Raw genomic sequence first — 18,515 nt, forward strand, 5'->3', positions numbered from 1 at the left:
ATTCACCTTGACTCCGCCCAGCGCCCGCCGATGACACAGCGGGGCCTACCGCGCTCCCGCACAGCAGAGAGAAGGCAGCAGTGGACGGTCTGGACGACATCGTCGAGGAATTCCTCGTCGAGAGCCACGAGAACCTCGACCAGCTCGACGCCGACCTGGTCGCTCTCGAGAAGGAGCCCGACTCGCGCGAGCGGCTGTCGAGCATCTTCCGGACCATCCACACCATCAAGGGCACCAGTGGCTTCCTGGCCTTCAACCGGCTGGAGGAGGTCACGCACGTCGGCGAGAACATGCTCTCCCGGCTGCGAGACGGCGAGCTCGAGCTCACCCCGCACCGCACCAGCGTCCTGCTGCAGATGGTCGACACCGTCCGCTCCCTGCTGACCACCATCGAGGCCAGCGGTGGCGAGGGTGGCGTGGACGTCTCCGCCGTCGTCGCGAACATCAGCGCCGCCATGGAGAACGGCGACGGGCCGGCCACCGAGGCTCCCGCCGCCGAGGCCGCCCCGGCCGCGAAGGCGCCGGCCGCTAAGAAGGCCCCCGCTGCCAAGAAGGCCCCCGCCAAGCGCACCACCCGCGCCAAGGCCGCCCCGGCCCCCGTCGTCGAGGAGACGATCGAGGAGCCGGTCGCGGAGCTGCCCGTAGACCTGCCCGTGGAGCCGGCGCCGCCGGCCGTCGTCGCCGAGGAGAACCCGGTGTCCGAGCCCGCCGTCGCAGACCACCCCGAGGGGGAGGCTGCGCACCCCGACGCCGCCGGCGGCCAGGCCCGCCGGGCCGTCGCCGACAGCACGATCCGGGTGGACGTCGACCTGCTCGACGAGCTCATGCTGCTCGTCGGTGAGCTGGTCCTCACCCGCAACCAGATCGTGCAGTACGTCGGACGCTCGACCGACACCGACCTGGTGCGCGCCTCGCAGCGCCTGAACCTGATCGCCAGCGAGCTGCAGGAGGGCGTCATGAAGACGCGCATGCAGCCGATCGACCACATCTGGTCGAAGCTGCCGCGCGTCGTCCGCGACCTGGGCCTGCAGCTGAAGAAGTCCATCCGCCTGGAGATGGAGGGCCGGGAGACCGAGCTCGACAAGACCCTCCTCGAGGCGGTCAAGGACCCGTTGACCCACCTCGTCCGCAACTCGGTGGACCACGGCATCGAGGCGCCCGAGGACCGCAAGAAGCTCGGCAAGCCGGCCGAGGGTGTGCTGACCCTGCGCGCCCGCCACGAGAGCGGCCAGGTCGTGGTCGAGGTGGCCGACGACGGCGCCGGGATCGACCCGGTGAAGCTGGGCGCCAAGGCCGTGCAGCGCGGTCTGCTCACGCAGGAGGCGCTGGGCCGGATGAGCCCGGCCGACATCCTCCAGCTGATCTTCCTCCCCGGCTTCTCGACGGCGGCGGCGGTCACCAACGTCTCCGGCCGCGGTGTCGGCATGGACGTCGTCAAGACCAACATCGAGTCCATCGGCGGCACCATCGAGGTCGAGTCCGACCCGGGCGTGGGCACCGTCTGCCGGCTGCGCATCCCGCTGACGCTGGCGATCGTCCCGGCGCTCACGGTCGAGTGCGCCAACGACCGCTACGCCATCCCGCAGATCAGCCTGCAGGAGCTGGTCAGCCTCGACGCCGAGAAGGCCGCCAACGCGGTCGAGGAGGTCGGCGGCGCCCAGGTCTACCGCCTGCGCGGCGAGCTGCTCCCGCTGGTCCGCCTGACCGACGTCCTGGGTCTCACCTCCGAGCGGCACGACGGCCACGTCGTCATCGCCGTCCTGCGGTCCGAGGGCCGGCGGTTCGGCCTGGTCGTCGACCGGGTTATCAACACCGAGGAGATCGTCGTCAAGGCCGTCGGTGGCCAGCTGAAGGCGATCGGCCTCTACTCCGGCGCCACCGTCCTGGGCGACGGCACGGTGGCTCTCATCCTCGACGTGCAGGCCCTGGCCCGCCGGGCCCTGCGCACCGAGAGCGTGGACCGCCAGGAGTCCCGCGCCTCGGTGAGCGAGGCCGCCGCGGCCGAGACCGAGCGCCAGCGGATGCTGCTGGCGGCGATCGGTGGCGGCCGCCGGGTGGCGATCCCGCTCGACACGGTCACCCGCCTCGAGCAGGTCAAGACCGAGACGGTGGAGAAGGTCGGCAACCGCGAGGTGGTCCAGTACCGCGGCGCGATCCTGCCGATCGTCCGGCTGGACCGGCACCTGGGCGCCTACGGCGAGACCGACCAGGAGGTCCTCGAGGTCATCGTCTACTCCGACCACGGCCGCAGCGTCGCGATCGTCGTGGAGGAGATCCTCGACATCGTCGACGGCGAGGCCGCGGTGCGCAGCGACATCGACGACATGGGCCTGCTCGGCTCGGCCGTCCTCGGCGACAAGGTGACGGAGCTGCTCGACGTCCGCGCCGCGATCCTGGCCGCCGACCCGGCGTTCTACTCGCACCCCACCACGACGCCGGCCGGCGTCCCCGACTCCCTGCTGGAGGTCTGACATGACCGCCCCGACCGCAGCCCCCGCCACCAGCGGGCAGCTGGCCACCTTCCGGCTCGACGGCGACCTCTACGGCGTGGAGGTGGAGCACGTGCAGGAGGTGCTCCGCAGCCAGCAGCTCACCCGCGTCCCGTTGGCGCCCACCGCCGTCGCCGGGCTGATCAACCTGCGCGGCCAGGTCGTGACCGCGATCGAGCTGCGGGAGCGGCTCGGCCGCCCGCCGCGTCCCGAGGGCACCGACGCCGTCGTCATCGTCGTGCGGCTGCACGGCGAGGCGGTCAGCCTGCTGGTGGACTCCATCGCCGACGTCGTCGACGTGGACGCCAGCGACTTCGAGGCCCCGCCGGACACGCTGGAGGGCCAGGCCCGCGACCTGATCCGCGGCGCCTACAAGCTGCACGGTCAGCTGCTGCTCGCCCTGGACGTGCAGAAGGCGGTCTCCGCCTGATCTGATCACTCATGGTGATCGCGCAGTAACACAGCTCAGCCGAACACGCGGCCGTCATCCCCTCGCTCTCCTGCGATGGGGTGACGGCCGCGTGGCTTTTCCGGCCCCGGGGCACCAGCATGGGACGACGCACGAGCCCGAGACGCTGGAGGACCTGCCATGCCCTACTCGCTGGTCAGCGCCGCCACGCTGGGTTTCGACCTCGTCCGGCTGCCCGCCGGTCGCCAGGTCGCCGAGGTGCTCCTCACCGGGTTGGGCGCCGACGCGGCCGCCGTCGCCCGGCTCGCCGCCGTCCACTCCGCGCGCGGGCTGGACCGTGAGCGGCGCGGGGTCCGCGTCGTCCGGTCGCGCCGCGCCCGCGAGATGGCCGCCGGTGTCCCGCACATGCGCTCGGCCGCCGACGCCGCCCACGGCGCCGGGGACCGCACGGCGCTCCTGGTGGCCCAGCTCGAGCAGGGCACCATCGGTGACGCGCCGACCCTCGAGCGCCTGCTCCGCGAGGACGTGCTGGGTCGTGAGCACCCGCTGCGCGCCGACGTCGACGTCGATCTCTGGGACGAGGCCACCGAGGTCCTGGCCGACGCCGCCGTGGGCTTCTGGGCCGCCGGTGTGCTGCCGCCGCTCGTGCGGCGGGAGCTGACCGCCGCGTTCGACAAGGCCCAGGACGCCGGTCCACTGGCCACCTCCGCCGGCTGGGGCCTCGGCCCCGCCGAGCCCGAGCTCACCGCCTTCCTGGACGCGGTGCGCGACCTCGACGAGCTGGGCCGTACCCGGTGGCGGCTCGCCGTCGACGAGGGGCGGGCCGCGCACCGCCCCTGGGCGACCGCCATGCACGAGGCCTCCTGGGCCGCGCACGTGTCCGGGCGCACCCGGGCGCTGGCGGCCGCTCAGCTGCTCGCCGTCCAGGCGTTCCTCGACGGTGGCTTCGACCTGCGAGACGGCGCCGCGGGCGTCTGGAACGCGATCGCCGGCGTCGTGCAGGCGATCGTCCTGGACGACCTCCTGGGCGAGGAGTCCGCCACCGTCCTGCGCGCCCCGTCCGGGCGCATCGCCGGCGCCTGACCTCCGGCGTACTCGAGCCCGCCCCCGACCCGGGGGCGGGCCGCTCCGCGTCGGTCTCGACGCCCCTCCGGTGACCGTCCCGGAGCCGGCCCCCTGGCACCGGTCGGCGGCGCCGGCCGGCGCCCCCCGTCGCCCCTCCGCGAGCGCCCCGTGAGGGTGGAACCGCAGGTGGGCGCGGCGTCTCCCGTCGCTGCGGAGATCACCATTCCCGCCGTGTCGACAAATTGCTGAAATGTCAATTCGACAGGCCAGCGAAGGGTCGCCGGAATGTTGGTAACGGATGTGCGCGGCGGCTTCACATCGCGGTTGTTACAGGCGATGCTTCTGGTGCGAAAGGGGCGTCGGACATCCGCCGGCGAAGTATCCGGACGTGCACAATCGATCCCGCTCAAGCATCGGGAATTGTTGCCGATACAACGAAGAACAGCGCACCGGAACCACGGTGCGCGGCGGGGGAGGGTGCGCGTTGAATCCGATCAAGGTGATGGTGGTCGACGACTCGGTCGTCGTCCGCAAGATCGTCACCGATGTGCTCTCCGAGGACCCGGGGATCGAGGTGGTCGGCACCGCGGTCAACGGCAAGGTGGCTGTCGGCAAGCTCGAGCAGCTCAAGCCCGACCTGATCACCATGGACATCGAGATGCCGGAGATGAACGGCATCGAGGCGGTCCGGGCCATCCGGGCCACCCGCTCCCGCGTGCCGATCATCATGTTCAGCACGCTGACCGAGCGTGGCGCGACCGCCACCCTGGACGCCCTGTCGGCGGGGGCCAACGACTACGTCACGAAGCCGGCCAACGTCGGCAGCGTCGCCCAGTCGATGGAGAGCGTCCGCCAGCAGCTGATCCCCAAGATCAAGGCCCTGCTCGGCCGCCCCGTGACGCCGCCCCGCGGGGCTGCACCGCCGCCACCGCCGCCGAAGCCGGCCGGCCCCCGCACCGCGCCCGGCAAGAAGCCCGCCGTCCTGGTCATCGGTTCCTCCACCGGCGGCCCCGAGGCCCTGGCCCGGGTCATCCCGGCGCTGCCGGCCAACCTGCCCGTGCCCGTGCTCCTCGCCCAGCACATGCCGCCGGTGTTCACCCGGCAGTTCGCCCAGCGGCTCGACCGCCTCTGCGCGCTGCGGGTCGTCGAGGCCGTCGACGGCACGCCGCTGGCACCGGGCACCGTGCACCTCGCCCCGGGTGACCACCACCTCGTGGTGCGGGCCAACGGACGGGCCCAGTTCACCACCGCGCTCAACCAGAACCCGCCGGAGAACTTCTGCCGCCCGGCGGTCGACCCCCTCTTCCGCTCCGCCGTGGCCGCCTACGACGGCGCCGTGCTGGGCGTCGTGCTCACCGGCATGGGTGCCGACGGTCGCAACGGGTGCGGCGAGATCCGCAACGCCGGCGGCACCGTCGTCGTGCAGGACCAGGCGACCTCCGTCGTCTGGGGCATGCCGGGCGCCGTGGCGCAGGCCGGCTACGCCGACGAGGTCCTGCCGCTCGACCGGATCGCCGAGGCGATCCAGCGCCACCTCTCCGGTGCCGCAGTCCTCAACTCCGCATCAACCATGGCCGTGGGAGGTCGTCGATGAGCCTGACCGCGACCAGTTTCGACTGGGTCCGTGAACTCGTCCGCAAGGAGAGCGCCATCGTTCTCCAGCCGGGCAAGGAGTACCTGGTGGAGGCGCGCCTCCTGCCGATCGCCCGGCAGATGGGTCTGCCCGACGTCGCCAAGCTGGTGGAGACGGTGCGCTCGCGCCCCGACGCCGACAGCACCCGCAAGATCGTCGAGGCGCTCACCACCAACGAGACCTCGTGGTTCCGCGACGGCGACCCGTTCACCGCGCTCACCTCGACGGTGCTGCCGCAGCTGCTGGCGGCCCGTGGCGCCAACGAGCGGCTGCAGATCTGGTCGGCGGCCTCGTCCAGCGGGCAGGAGCCGTACACGATCGCGATGCTGCTGGACGACGCGCTGCCCAACGCGGCCACGCGGGTCTCCATCACCGCGACCGACCTGTCCCGGGAGATGGTGGCGCGCACCAAGGCCGGGCGGTTCAGCCAGCTCGAGGTCAACCGCGGTCTCCCCGCGCCGATGCTCGTCCGCCACTTCCAGCGGGCCGGCACGGAGTGGGAGGTCTCGCCGAACCTCCGCCGGATGGTCAACGCCAGCGAGTGCAACCTGGCGGCGCCGCTGCCCCGGATGGGCCCGTTCGACGTGGTCTACCTGCGCAACGTGCTCATCTACTTCGACCTGCCGACCAAGCAGTCGATCCTCCGCCGTGTGCGGGACCTGATGCGACCCGATGGGTGGCTGTTCCTCGGCGCCGCCGAGACCACCCTCGGCGTCGACGACTCCTGGGAGCGGGTCGTCATCGGCCGCAGCTCCGCCTACCGCCCACTGAAGGGGGCCTGACATGCGTGCCTTGGTGATCGACGACTCGCGCGCGATGCGCCGGATCGTCACCGGCATCCTCACCGATCTCGGGTACGAGGTCCGCGACGCCGGTCACGGCGGTGAGGGGCTGGACGTCCTGAACGAGGGCTGGGTCCCCGACCTGGCCACCATCGACTGGAACATGCCGGTGATGGACGGTCTGCAGTTCGTCTCCGCCGTCCGCTCCAACCCGGCCTGGCGCCGGATGACGATGATGATGGTGACCTCGGAGAGCGAGCACACGCAGATCGTCCGGGCCCTGGCCGCCGGCGCCCACGAGTACATGATCAAGCCGTTCACCGCCGACGCGTTCCGCGACAAGCTCGCGCTGCTCGGCCTGCTCCCGCAGGAGGTTGCCCTGTGACCGCCCAGGACACCGGCGAGCGGCGTCGCACCAGCGACGCCCGTCCGGTCATCACCGACCTGATGGACGAGGGCACGATCCTCGCGGTCGCCGAGGAGGCCTGGGTCTCCCTGGTGGGCGAGGAGGAGGTGCTGGTCCCGCTGGCCGGCGAGCTCCCGGCCGACGTCGTGTCCAGCTGGGTCGACGTCGTCGGCCCGTGGACCGGCAGCGTGGTGCTGACCACCGGCCAGGCCACCGCCGAGGCGCTCTCCCGGGCCCTGCTCCGTGAGGCCGCTCCCGAGGTGCTCGAGCCCGAGGACGTCGAGGACGCCTTCGGCGAGATCGCCAACGTCGTCGGCGGCAGCGTCAAGGCCGCCCTGCCCGGTCCCTCGGGACTGAGCCTGCCCCAGGTCGGCCACGCCCCCCTGGTCCGCAACCCCGTCGACGTCTGCCGCGTGGACGTCCTCTGGCGCGGCGAGCCGCTCACCATCTCCGTGCAGGGCGCGCTCCCGCCGCTGCCGGCCAGCCACTAACCCCAACACGCGAGAACGAGGTGCCACTGTGAAGATCCTGATCGCCGACGACAGCCGCGTGATGCGGCAGATCGTCATCCGCACCCTGCGTCAGGCCGGGTACGACGACCACGACATCGTCGAGGCCGAGGACGGCGCGGACGCCCTGGCCAAGGTCGGCTCCGAGGGCCCGGACCTGGTCCTGTCCGACTGGAACATGCCGAACATGACCGGCATCGAGTGCCTGCAGGCGCTGCGCGCCCAGGGCTCGCAGGTGCCCTTCGGGTTCGTGACCTCCGAGGGCTCCCCGGAGATGCGGGAGAAGGCCGCCAACGCCGGTGCCCTCTTCCTCATCGCCAAGCCGTTCAACGAGGACACCTTCAAGGAGCACCTGGACGGGGTGATCGCATGACCGCCCCCACGGAGGTCAAGCTCCCGGCCGTCAAGGACATCCGCGACATGCTGACCGGCCTGGTCGGCAAGCCGGTGACCGTCGCCCCGGGTGCTCCCGTGACGCCGACGCCGGAGCGCCCGGTGTCCGTGGCCGTCTACGTGGACCCGCAGATGAACGTCAACTCGCTGTGCCTGATGGACCTGGGTGCATCGGCCTACACCGGCTCCGCCCTGGCCCTGCTGCCCCCCGGCGGCGCCCAGGACGCGGTCGAGGAGGACGGCGAGCTGTCCGGCATGCAGGTCGAGGCGCTCTACGAGGTCGTGAACGTGCTCTCCGCACTGTTCAACGTCCCCGGGGCCCCGCACTCGAAGCTGCACAAGCTCTACGCCCCCGGCGAGGAGGTGCCCGGCGACCTGGCCGGCATGCTCTCCGCCTTCAACCGGGTCGACCTCGACATCGAGATCCCGACCTACGGCAAGGGGTCGCTCTCCTTCGTCATCCCCTGACGCCAGGGAACCCCGCACCACGCCACGACCCCCGTCGCTCCTGCGACGGGGGTCGCGGCATTCTCGGAGGGGCGTTGTCGGGAGAGCGTCGTCGGGGGAGTGGCGCGTTGCACGTGGAACCAGGGGCGCGCGGCTCAGGCCGACAGGGTCTGCTCCTCGGCCTCGGTGGGGAGGCAGGCCCAGACGTGCTTGCACTCCTCGTCGACGTACCACCCGTGGGCCACGGAGAGCCGGGCGACCAGCTGCAGCCCCATCCCGCCCTGCGCGGGATCGCGGTCGACGGTGGGGGCGGGCATCGTCTGCGGCGCGCGGTCGCTCACGTCGAGCAACCAGCCCCCGCTGCCGGCGACCACGCTCGCGACCACGGGGCGCTCGCCGTGCCGCAGGGCGTTCGACGCGAGCTCGTCGAAGGCCAGGATCAGCTGCTCGCTCGAGGGGTCCTCACCCTCGGGTGGGTGCCCGACGTGGCAGAGGCGTGCCCGGAGCGCCGCGCGAGCCGCCGGCAGCTCCGACAGGCCGGTGAGACGCCAGCGCCAGACCTCGCCCCGCCCATCGGGCAGCGGGCGTACGGGCCACGCGAGTCGCGCCATGCCTCCCCCTCGGCTCGGGTTGTCGACCTCGGCTCGTGTCGGGGACGGGATGCCCCACCGGGCGGCCCGTCAACCCCCGGATCCGGGCACGAGTCGTGTCGATGTGCTCAGAGTCACCCCCTCGGGATGAGGAGGGGATCGCCGGTCGAGCATTGCTTTCGGTCGCCCGAACGGTCACGCTGGGTGCATTGCTGCCATCAGCGCGGCCGAGTGGCTGGGGCGGGGGGGCGACGTGCGCGACGACACGGCGCTGCTGCGTGGCGACCTGCTGCTCCAGGCCGTCGAGGGCATGGACCGCCCGCTGTTCGTCCTCGACGAGGACTGGACCTTCTCCTACGTGAACCCCGCGGGGGCGTCGGTCCTTGACCGTTCCGTCGCCGGCCTGGTCGGGCGCGACATCTGGGTGGAGTTCCCCGAGGCCGTCGGCGGGCCGTTCGAGCGGCTCTACCGGTCGGTGCGCAGGTCCGGCCGGGCGGACAGCGTCGAGGCGTGGTTCGGGCCGCTCGGCAAGTGGTTCCGCGCCGACGCCTTCCTCACCGAGGCCGGCCTGGTGGTCAGCTACGACGACATCACCGAGCGTCGACGGAGCGAGGACGAGTGGGCGGCCGCCGTCGCCGCACGGGAACGCGCCGCCGCCGAGGCCGCCCGGGAGGCGCGGCGGGCCGAGGAGTCCGGCCGGCACCTGATGCTGCTGGGCGACATCAGCCAGGAGATGACCTCCACCCCGGACGTCGACGAGGCGGTGGGCCGCTTCGCCGCGCGGGTGGTGCCGCTGCTGGCCGACTGGTGCCTGGTCAGCGTGATCGATCCCGACGGCACGCGGCGCGACGTCGGCCGGGCGCACTCCGACCCGGCGATGGTCGAGCACATGCACCGCTACGCCGACGCCCGGGTCTCGTCCAACAACTCGAGTGCGCCGGTCCCGATGGCGCTGCGCAACGCCGAGCCCGTCGTCATCGCCCAGCTCACCCAGCACCACCTCGACACGATGATCGCCGACGACGCGAGCCGTGACGCCCTGGCACCGCTCGCGCCGTCGGCGGTGGCGACCTTTCCCTTCGTGGCGCGGGGCGAGGTGTTCGGCGCCTTCACCCTCGTCAACGGGGCGGAGCGAGGGCCGCACACCGCCGCGGAGCTGCACACCGCGCAGATCGCGGCCCGCCGCGCGGCGCAGGCGCTGGACAACGCCCGCCTCGTCTCGCTGAACCACCAGGTCGCCGAGCGGCTGCAGCTGAGCCTGCTCTCGCCGCCGGTGCAGCCGGACCACCTGGAGCTGGCGGTCCGCTACCGCCCGGCGACGCAGGGCGTGTCGATCGGCGGTGACTGGTACGACGCCTTCCTCCAGCCCGACGGCGACACGGTGCTGGTGATCGGCGACGTCATGGGTCACGACATCGAGGCCGCGGCGGCGATGGGGCAGATCAAGACCCTGGTCCGCGCCATCGCCTACGACCGGCAGGAGGACCCGGCCGGCCTGCTGAGCCGGGTCGACCACGCGCTCGTCGGGCTCGGCCTCCCCGCGATGGCCACCGCCCTGGTCTGCCGGGTCGAGCAGGACGAGGCCGAGCGCGCCGCCGGGATGCGCCGGCTGAACTGGGCCACGGCCGGGCACCCCGATCCGTTGCTGCTCCTGCCGGACGGGCGGGTCGAGGACCTGAGTGCCCCCGTGGGACCGCCGCTGGGGATCGGCTGGCCGGGGGAGCGCCGGGACGGGAGCGCGCCCATGCCGGACGGCAGCACCCTGGTGCTCTTCACCGACGGGCTGTTCGAGCGCCGCGGGCTGCCGCTGGACGACGGGCGCGCACAGGTACGGGCGCTGCTGGCGTCGTCGGCCGGGCTCACGCTCACCGAGCTCTGCGACCGGCTGCTGGCCGAGATGCTGGGCGACGGCGTCGAGGACGACGTCGCCGTCCTGGCCGTGCGGGCGCACCCGGCCCGCGGCGAGCGCCCACCGGAGGCGGGCCCGGAGATCGTCCCGCCGCTGCCCGGCTGAGTGCTCAGAGCTGCTCGATCGCGAAGGCCACGAGGAAGCCCAGGGTGGTGATCAGGCCGGTCCAGACCCGGGTCCGCTCGAACGCCTCCGGGATCATCGTGTCGGCGATCATCGTGAGGATCGCGCCGGCGGCGACCGCCGTGATGACCGCGACCGCCTCCGGCGGCGCTCCGCCCAGGGCCAGGTAGCCGATCAGCGCCGACAACCCGCTGGCCACCGCGATGCCGATCCACACGCCGAACACGTAGGCCGCCGAGCGGCCGCTGCGCTTCATCCCGGCCGCGGAGGAGAGCCCCTCCGGCACGTTCGAGATGAAGACCGCGGCCAGCACCGGGGCGCTCACCGTGCCGCCGCCGAGCAGCCCGAGCCCGAGGACGACCGACTCGGGCACCCCGTCGAGCAGCGCACCGATGGCGATCGCCGCCCCGCTGCCCGACTGCTGCTCCTCGCTGGGTTGCTGCCCACCGGAGCGCTTGCGGTGCCGCGCGCCGCGCCGGTCGAGCAGGGCGTTGGCGCCGAGGTAGGCCGCGGCGCCACCCCCGAAGCCGACGGCCGCGGGCAGCAGGCCCCCGGTGTCTGCGGCCTCCTCCATGAGGTCGAAGGCGACGGCGGAGATGAGCACACCGGACCCGAACGCCATCACCGACGCGATGACGACCTGGGGCACCCGGAGGAACCAGGCGACGAGCGCGCCGAAGACGAGCGCGCCGCCACCGAGGAGCCCCCACAGTCCTGCTTCCAACCACGTCGGCATGGAGGACTGTTGCCCCAATGCAACGATCGCGAACCGTCTCAGTCGGGGTGGCGCAGCAGGTAGCGGCCGAAGTGGGGGACGGTGAACGCGATCTGGCCGCGCTCGGCCGAGTAGACGAGGCCCTTCTTGATCAGGGAGTCGCGGGCGGGGGAGAGGGACGCGGGCTTGCGCCCCAGCGACACCGCCACCTCGGAGGTGGCCACGGCGGCCCCGCCCGGGCCACCCAGCTCGGCCATCGCGTGCATGTACTCGCGCTCGGCCGGCGTCGCCCTGTCGTAGCGGGAGCCGAAGAAGCCGACGGCGAGCTCGGCCTCGGCGACCGGTGCGGCCATCGCGACGTCGGCGGCGGTGATGGGGGAGGAGGCGGCGAGGTCCCAGGTGACCTTGCCGTAGGCCTGCACGAAGTATGGGTAGCCGTCGGCGGCGTCGTAGAGGGCGTCCAGGGCGCCCTGCTCGAACTCCACGCCCTCGCGCTCGGCGGGCGCGATGAGCGCGCGGTCGGCGGCGTCGCGCTCGAGCCGGTCGATGCGCAGGTACCGGAAGAGGCGCTCGGAGTAGCTCTTGGAGGCGCTCAGCACCGCGGGCAGGTGGGGGAGTCCGGCACCGACGACGATCAGCGGGGCGCCCTGCTGGGAGAGCTCGTGGCAGGCCGCGCAGACCGCCGAGACGTCGTCGGGCTGGATGTCCTGCATCTCGTCGATGAACAGCGCGATCCCGCTGCCGATGTCGGCGGCCACTCCTGCGGCGTCGCTCAGCAGCTCGACCAGGTCGATCTCCATGTCGCCGGAGTCCGCGCGCCCCGTGGCGGCCGGGACGTCGATGCCCGGGGACCAGCGGTCCCGCACCTTGGCATCGGCGGGGGAGACGCGGGAGGCGAACGCCTTGACCACGCCCAGCACCTCGGCGACGGACTCCTGGTCGCCGTGCCGGGGGCCGAGCTCGCGCAGCGCCATGTGCAGGGCGGAGGAGACGGGACGGCGCAGCGACTGCTCGGGTCGCGCCTCGATCTTGCCGGTGCCCCAGCCGCGGGAGATGGCCGCCGACCGCAGCTGGTTGAGCAGCACGGTCTTGCCGACGCCGCGCAGCCCGGTGAGCACCAGGGACCGCTCGGGCCGCCCGTGCGCGATCCGCTCGAGGACGACGTCGAAGGCCGACAGCTCGGTGTCCCGGCCGGCGAGCTCGGGCGGGCGCTGACCGGCGCCGGGGGCGTACGGGTTCCGCACGGGATCCATGTCGACCACCGTATGGGGTTCTCTAGCTCGATCCGTAGAGATCGGTAGAACGGTCCAGCGCGTGTCGAGCCACCGCCGCCCCTCCCGGGCCACGCTGCGCGTGGAGCGCTGGTCGCGGACGACGATCCGCCCGTCGGCGCGGCCCCCGGTGGTCGGCGCGCGCCACTCCCGCACCGTCGCCGAGCATGCGGCTCTCTGTCGTCGTCTAGCACGTGCGGTAGACACCGCTAGGTAACCTGATATCCCCCTGTCGGTCCGGCGGGACCGCTAGCGTCGGTGCCGTGATCAAGTTCCTGCTCAAGGTGGTCCTCCTCGGCGCGGTCTTCTTCCTCCTGACGAAGTACGACGTGCTGCCGGGGCTGGACGTCGTCGAGAACCCGGACGGGCCGCTCGGGATCTACGGGACCTACCTGTGGATCGCGCTGATCTTCGGTGTCGTCAACGCGGTCGTCGGGCCGGTCCTCCGGCTGCTCTCGCTGCCGTTCGTGCTGCTCACCCTGGGCCTGTTCCTGATCGTCATCAACGCGGCCCTCCTCGGGCTGACCGCGGCGCTCACCACGCGGCTCACGATCGACGGGATCGGCACCGCGATCCTCGGCGGCCTGATCCTTGCGATCGCCGGCTGGGTGGCCGATCAGCTGCTCGACCGCTGAGACCGCAGGTCCCGGGACCCTCGTCGCGTCGCCGTGACGACGGTCTCAGGGGGCAGTAGCGTGGCCTTTCATGGCCCATGACACCGGTGTCGCCCCGGGGACCCCGGTGCGCGACCGGACCGGCGGCTCCACGAGCAGCTCCCTGACCGAACTGGCTGCCCTGGAGGCCGCGCGCGACGAGAAGCGGCAGGTCCTGGACCGGGCGGCCCAGGCCGCCGGGGCCGGCTCGGAGCAGCCGGACGCGCTCCCCGCCGGGTGCCGCGCCGACGACCTGCCCGCGTTCCTCCGGCGGTACTACTGGAGCGAGCCCGCCGAGGAGGTCGTCGGGCACCCGCCCGAGCAGCTCGCCGAGCTCGCCCTCGGCCACCTCGCGCTCGCCGAGGTGCGGCCCCCGGGGGCGGCGACGGTCGACGTGCACCAGCCCGCCGGCGAGCGGGCCCGGGCGATCGTGCGGCTGGTCACCGACGACATGCCGCACCTGGTGGACTCGGTGACGGCGGAGGTCGTCCGCCAGGGGTTCGCCCTGGAGCACATCGTCCACCCGGTGCTGGTCGTCCGTCGCGACCTCCGCGGCCGGATCACCGCCTTCTGCGACAGCGACGACGCGACCTCGTGCGGCGCCGACGCCGTCGCCGAGTCCTGGATGGCCGTCGTCCTCGACGGCCCGCTGGACGCCGAGGCCGCCGAGGACCTGGTCGCCGGACTGCGCACGGTCCTCGACGACGTGCGCGCCGTGTGCGAGGACGGCGACCGGCTGCGCGAGCGGGTGCGGGAGCTGGCCGCGCGGCTGGAGCAGATGTCGGTGCCGGCCGGGGTGGCAGACCCGTCCGACGACCCGGCCGAGGCCGCGGCGCTGCTGCGGTGGCTGGCCGAGGGCAACTTCGTGCTGCTGGGCGCCCGTGAGGTGGAACTGGCCGAGGCCGGCGTGCGCGCGGTGCCCGGCACGGGTCTCGGGGTGCTGCGCAGCGACGCCGACATGAGCGGGGACTCGGCCACGCCCGAGGCCGTGCAGGCCCCGGCGGACCACCTGCTGAGCGTCACCAAGGCCGACGCCCGCGCGACGGTGCACCGGCGCGCCTGGCTCGACCTCGTCGCCGTGACCGCGCCGGCGGACCCCTCCGGCGCGCGGCGGCAGTACCGCTTCGTGGGCCTGTTCCCCTCCTCGGCCTACACCAGCAGCGTCCTCGACGTGCCGCTCGTGCGCCGCCGGGTCGCCGAGGTGGTCGCCCGGTCCGGCGTACCGGCCGACAGCCACACCGGCAAGGAGCTGCTCGACGTCCTGGAGACCTACCCGCGCGACGAGCTCATGCAGGTCGACGCCGACGAGCTGCTCCCCGTCGCCATGGCGGTCCTGCACCTGCAGGAACGCCGTCAGACCCGGCTGTTCCTCCGCCAGGACCCCACCGGTCGGTTCTGGTCCGCGCTGGTCTACCTGCCGCGCGACCGCTACACCACCGAGGTCCGCCTGGCGATGCAGCACACCCTGCTCGAGCGGCTCGGCGGTGCCAGCATCGAGTTCACCGCCCGCTCGACGGAGTCCGTGCTCGCGCGGCTGCACTTCGTCGTCCGGGTGCCGGTGGGCCGCAAGGGTGCGCCGCGCCGGGTGAAGGTCGACCCGGAGGCGCTGCAGGCCGAGCTGGCCGCCGCCGCGCGCAGCTGGACCGACGAGCTCCTCGACGCGCTCGCCGCCCGGTACGGCGCCGACGCGGAGAAGGTGTTCGCGCGGGTCGCGGCCGCGTTCCCGGCGGCGTACCAGGAGAGCTTCACCGCCGAGCGCGCCGTGGAGGACCTCGTCCGCCTGGAGGCGCTGCCGCCGGGTGGGCTGGCGCTCCGGCTGTGGACGCCGACGGGTGCGGCGCCGGGTGAGCGCCGGCTCACCGTCTACCGGGTCGGCGAGCGCCTGCTGCTCTCCCAGATCCTCCCGATGCTGCAGAACATGGGCGTCGACGTCGTCGACGAGCGGCCCTACGAGCTGGACCGGATCGGCGCACCGCCCACCTGGATCTACGACTTCGGCGTGGCCGTGCCGCCCGTCGAGCTGCCGCTGCTGCGCTCGCTGCCGGAGCGGTTCACCGAGGCGGTCGGGGCGGTCTGGCGTGGCGAGGCCGAGGACGACGGGCTCGGCGCGCTGGTCATGCTCGCCGGGCTGAACTGGCGCCAGGTCACGGTGGTGCGGGCCTACGTGCAGTGGCTGCGCCAGGCCGGGCTCCCGTTCAGCCAGGCCTACGTCGAGCGCACCCTGGCCGCCCACCCCGGCGTCGTCGCCCGGTTGGTCGCGCTGTTCGAGACCCGGTTCTCCCCGGGCCGGATGAACGGTCGCGAGGGCCGGCAGGCAGACCTGGTGGAGGCGCTGCGCCGCTCGATCGGTCAGGTCGCCTCGCTGGACGCCGACCGCGTGCTCAGCTCGCTGCTCGCCGCCGTCACCGCCACGCAGCGCACCACCTACTACGCCATGTCCACCCCGGCCCGGCCGGCGCTGGCGCTCAAGCTCGACCCGGCCGAGGTGCCCGACCTGCCCGACCCGCGCCCGCGCCACGAGGTGTGGGTGAGCAGCCCGCGGGTGATGGGGGTGCACCTGCGGTTCGGCAAGGTCGCCCGCGGCGGGCTGCGCTGGTCCGACCGGCGCGAGGACCTGCGCACCGAGATCCTGGGCCTGGTCAAGGCGCAGATGGTGAAGAACACCGTCATCGTGCCGACCGGCGCCAAGGGCGGGTTCGTCGTCAAGCACCCCCCGGGTGAGGGCGCCTCGCGTGACGAGGTGCTCGCGGAGGGGCAGGCGTGCTACAAGATCTTCATCGGCGCCCTCCTCGCGCTCACCGACGATCTCGTGGACGGCGAGGTCGTCCCACCGGCCAAGGTCGTCCGGCACGACGGCGACGACTTCTACCTGGTGGTCGCCGCCGACAAGGGGACGGCGACCTTCTCCGACCTGGCCAACTCCGTCGCTCTCGAGCGCGGCTTCTGGCTGGGCGACGCCTTCGCCTCCGGCGGGTCGGTCGGCTACGACCACAAGGCCATGGGCATCACCGCCCGCGGCGCCTGGGAGTCGGTGACCCGGCACTTCCGCGAGCTCGACCTCGACGTCCAGCGCCAGGACTTCACCGTCGTCGGCGTCGGAGACATGTCCGGCGACGTGTTCGGCAACGGGATGCTGCTGTCGGAGCACATCCGGCTCGTGGCCGCCTTCGACCACCGGCACGTCTTCGTCGACCCCTCGCCGGACGCGGCCACCTCGTTCGCCGAGCGCCGCCGCCTCTTCGAGCTGCCCCGGTCGAGCTGGGAGGACTACGACCCGCAGCTGATCAGCGCCGGCGGTGGCGTCTGGCCGCGGTCGGCCAAGTCGATCCCGGTGTCGGACCAGATGCGCGCCGCCCTCGGGATCGCCGACGGCGTGATGGCGATGAGCCCGGTCGAGCTGATGCGCGCCATCCTCCTGGCGCCGGTGGACCTGCTGTTCAACGGCGGCATCGGCACGTACGTGAAGTCCGCCGGGGAGAGCCACCTCGAGGTCGGCGACAAGGCCAACGACGCGCTGCGGGTGAACGGCGGGCAGCTGCGCGTCCGCGTCGTCGGCGAGGGCGGCAACCTCGGGCTCACCCAGCGCGGGCGCGTGGAGTACGCGCTCGCCGGTGGCCGGGTGAACACCGACGCCATCGACAACTCCGCGGGCGTGGACACCTCCGACCACGAGGTGAACATCAAGATCGCGCTGAACCGGCCGGTCGCCGAGGGCGCGATCGACGCCGAGGGCCGGGCCGCGCTGCTGGGCGAGATGGCCGACGACGTCGCCGCCGCCGTGCTCACCGACAACCACGCGCAGAACGCGACCCTCGCGGTGGAGACCGCGTCGGCGCGAAGCCTGATGGACGCCCAGGAGCGGTTCATCCGCTCGCTCGAGCGCTCCGGCCGGCTGTTGCGCGCCGTCGAGGCGCTCCCGGACGACCGCGGGCTGGCCGAGCGCCGCCGCGACGGGCAGGCGCTCACCAGCCCGGAGCTCTCGGTGCTGCTGGCCTACGCCAAGCTCGAGACCGACGACGCCGTGCTGCACTCGACGCTGCCCGACGACCCGGCGCTGGAGGCGCTGCTGGTCGACTACTTCCCGGCACCGCTGCGCGAGCGCTTCCCCGCCGCGGTCACCGGCCACCCGCTGCGCCGCGAGATCATCGCCACCGCCCTCACCAACCGGGCGGTCAACGTCGCCGGGGTCACCGGTCTCTTCCGGCTGGTGGAGGAGACGGGGGTGCCGCTGGCGGTCGTCGTCCGGGCGCACGCGGTGGCCCGCGAGGTGTTCGGGATCGACCGGATCTGGGACTCGATCCGGCCGCTGGACAACCGGGTTCCCGCCGCCCTGCAGGTCGAGGCGCGCACCGAGGCGACCCGGCTGGCCGAGCGGGCCACCCGCTGGCTGCTGCGCCAGCCCGACCTCACCGCGGAGGACCCGCCGCCGCTGGCCGACGTCATCGCCCGGTTCGCCGGTTCGGTGGCCGAGGTCCAGACCGGTCTGCCCGGCTGGCTGCTGGGCCGGGAGGCCGAGCAGTACTCCGCCCGCGCGGGCAGGCTGCGCGAGGCGGGGATGCCCGGCGAGCTCGCGGCACGGGTGGCGGCCGCGCCCCTGCTCCCGGCGGCGCTGGATCTCGCCGTCGTGACCGAACGCACCGGGGCACCGGTGCCACTGGCCGGTCAGGTCATGCAGCGGCTGGCCGAGCGGCTGGGGCTGGGCCCGCTGCGGGACCAGGTGACGGCGCTGCCCCGCGACCGGCGCTGGCCGTCGATGGCCCGGGCCTCGCTGCGCGACGACCTGGCGATGGAGCAGTCCTCGCTCACCGAGGACGTGCTGGGGCTGCGTACCTCGGACACCGAGTCGCCCGCGCAGCTGGTGGAGCGGTGGGAGGAGGCGTGGGACACCGCGCAGCGCCGCGCGGCCGGCCAGCTCGCCGACATCACCTCCGGCGAGCGGCAGGAGCTCGCGGAGCTGCTGGTCGCGGTGCGGACGCTGCGGGGCCTGCGCAAGCGCCGCCAGGCCCGCCGGATCCCGCGCCCGGACGAGGAGAAGAAGTAGCGCTCGCCCGACCGGATGACCCCGGGGGAGGGAGCCACCCGGATGCGGATGAGCGCGGTCTCGAGGCGCGCGTCCCGACC

The 18,515-nt window shown here is 73.3% G+C and carries 15 protein-coding genes; 12 read left to right on the forward strand and 3 right to left on the reverse strand.

From position 1 onward, the window contains the following. The first annotated feature begins 80 nt into the window (after positions 1-80). The 9 genes from DQ237_RS04600 to DQ237_RS04640 all read left to right on the forward strand — a co-directional run bounded on the left by DQ237_RS04600 (position 81) and on the right by DQ237_RS04640 (position 8,154). A complete protein-coding gene (locus tag DQ237_RS04600) occupies positions 81-2,471 on the forward strand; it encodes a chemotaxis protein CheA (RefSeq protein ID WP_113797660.1) in 2,391 nt (796 codons plus the stop codon). A 1-nt stretch (position 2,472) separates the two neighbouring features. Then, the gene (locus DQ237_RS04605) at positions 2,473-2,919 is read left to right on the forward strand and encodes a chemotaxis protein CheW (RefSeq protein ID WP_113797662.1); all 447 of its coding nucleotides are present in this window, start codon (positions 2,473-2,475) and stop codon (positions 2,917-2,919) included. Positions 2,920-3,078: 159 nt separating this feature from the next. Beyond that, on the forward strand, positions 3,079-3,981 hold the full coding sequence (locus tag DQ237_RS04610) for a hypothetical protein (RefSeq protein WP_113797664.1): 903 nt from the start codon (positions 3,079-3,081) through the stop codon (positions 3,979-3,981). 466 nt (positions 3,982-4,447) lie between these two features. Then, entirely contained in the window at positions 4,448-5,557 is a 1,110-nt protein-coding gene (locus DQ237_RS04615) for a chemotaxis response regulator protein-glutamate methylesterase (protein WP_113797666.1), read from the forward strand. Continuing rightward, positions 5,554-6,378, forward strand: coding sequence for a protein-glutamate O-methyltransferase CheR (locus DQ237_RS04620; RefSeq protein ID WP_113797668.1), 825 nt, complete (start codon positions 5,554-5,556; stop codon positions 6,376-6,378). The genes DQ237_RS04615 and DQ237_RS04620 overlap by 4 nt, the downstream gene beginning before the upstream one ends. Position 6,379: 1 nt before the next feature. Then, positions 6,380-6,763: a response regulator gene (locus tag DQ237_RS04625; protein WP_113797670.1), complete on the forward strand. Its 384-nt coding sequence runs from the start codon at positions 6,380-6,382 to the stop codon at positions 6,761-6,763. Further along, a complete protein-coding gene (locus tag DQ237_RS04630; protein WP_240619413.1) occupies positions 6,760-7,275 on the forward strand; it encodes a chemotaxis protein CheX in 516 nt (171 codons plus the stop codon). Before DQ237_RS04625 ends, DQ237_RS04630 begins: the two co-directional genes overlap by 4 nt. A gap of 28 nt (positions 7,276-7,303) precedes the next feature. Further along, positions 7,304-7,666 (forward strand): response regulator, encoded by a 363-nt coding sequence (locus DQ237_RS04635; RefSeq protein ID WP_113797672.1) that lies wholly within the window; start codon positions 7,304-7,306, stop codon positions 7,664-7,666. Next, positions 7,663-8,154, forward strand: a complete 492-nt coding sequence (locus DQ237_RS04640; protein ID WP_113797674.1) for a hypothetical protein — start codon at positions 7,663-7,665, stop codon at positions 8,152-8,154. The genes DQ237_RS04635 and DQ237_RS04640 overlap by 4 nt, the downstream gene beginning before the upstream one ends. Before the next feature lie 134 nt (positions 8,155-8,288). On the opposite strand, the gene DQ237_RS04645 is transcribed toward DQ237_RS04640, so the two are convergent. Continuing rightward, a complete protein-coding gene (locus tag DQ237_RS04645; protein ID WP_113797676.1) occupies positions 8,289-8,744 on the reverse strand; it encodes an ATP-binding protein in 456 nt (151 codons plus the stop codon). A gap of 232 nt (positions 8,745-8,976) precedes the next feature. Here DQ237_RS04645 and DQ237_RS04650 point away from each other — a divergent pair, with 232 nt between their 5' ends. Next, entirely contained in the window at positions 8,977-10,737 is a 1,761-nt protein-coding gene (locus DQ237_RS04650; protein ID WP_113797678.1) for a SpoIIE family protein phosphatase, read from the forward strand. 4 nt (positions 10,738-10,741) lie between these two features. Here the strand turns inward: DQ237_RS04650 and DQ237_RS04655 are convergent, their stop codons facing one another. Beyond that, positions 10,742-11,491, reverse strand: coding sequence for a ZIP family metal transporter (locus tag DQ237_RS04655; protein WP_113797680.1), 750 nt, complete (start codon positions 11,489-11,491; stop codon positions 10,742-10,744). 38 nt (positions 11,492-11,529) lie between these two features. After that, entirely contained in the window at positions 11,530-12,723 is a 1,194-nt protein-coding gene (locus DQ237_RS04660; RefSeq protein ID WP_113798500.1) for an ATP-binding protein, read from the reverse strand. 281 nt (positions 12,724-13,004) lie between these two features. On the opposite strand from DQ237_RS04660, the gene DQ237_RS04665 reads away from it, so the two are divergent. Continuing rightward, a complete protein-coding gene (locus DQ237_RS04665; RefSeq protein WP_113797682.1) occupies positions 13,005-13,376 on the forward strand; it encodes a phage holin family protein in 372 nt (123 codons plus the stop codon). 70 nt (positions 13,377-13,446) lie between these two features. Then, positions 13,447-18,435 carry an NAD-glutamate dehydrogenase gene (locus DQ237_RS04670; RefSeq protein WP_205730075.1) on the forward strand — a complete coding sequence of 1,663 codons (4,989 nt, stop codon included), beginning with the start codon at positions 13,447-13,449 and terminating at the stop codon, positions 18,433-18,435. The last annotated feature ends 80 nt before the right edge of the window (positions 18,436-18,515 follow it).

It is taken from the genome of Blastococcus sp. TF02-8, from assembly GCF_003319175.1.
In the GTDB taxonomy this organism is placed as follows: domain Bacteria; phylum Actinomycetota; class Actinomycetes; order Mycobacteriales; family Geodermatophilaceae; genus Blastococcus.